We start from the raw sequence: 472 nt of genomic DNA on the forward strand, positions 1-472 counted from the left end.
ACAGGCGGCTCTGGCGGTACTGCTTGCCGAGATGAGCGCCAGTTCAGATGTCGCAGTGGGCTTTCCGATTGCGGGGCGGCGTGATCCGGCACTGGACGAATTGGTCGGGTTTTTCGTCAACACCCTGGTGCTGCGGGTCGATGTGGCAGGCAACCCAAGTTTCAGCGAACTGCTTGATCAGGTGCGCCAGCGCAGCCTGTCTGCCTATGAAAATCAGGATGTGCCGTTTGAGGTGTTGGTCGAGCGGCTCAACCCGGCGCGCAGTCTCGCACACCATCCACTGATCCAGGTGATATTCGCTTGGCAGAATCTGCCGTGGTTGGACAACAATCCAGCAGCCGCTCTCAGTTTGGGCGATCTTCAGGTCACTCCGTTGGAGGCAGATACCCACAGCGCGCGTATGGATCTGGTGCTGTTCCTCCGGGAGCACTGGACCGACGACGGCGCACCCGCCGGCATCTGGGGAACGATC

At 60.6% G+C, this 472-nt stretch carries 1 protein-coding gene; it reads left to right on the forward strand.

Going from position 1 to position 472, the window contains the following annotated elements:
• On the forward strand, positions 1 to 472 hold a 472-nt coding region (locus tag ACRCUN_RS34245), incomplete at both ends, for a condensation domain-containing protein (protein WP_462146040.1).

This window comes from Mycobacterium venezuelense, assembly GCF_054919535.1.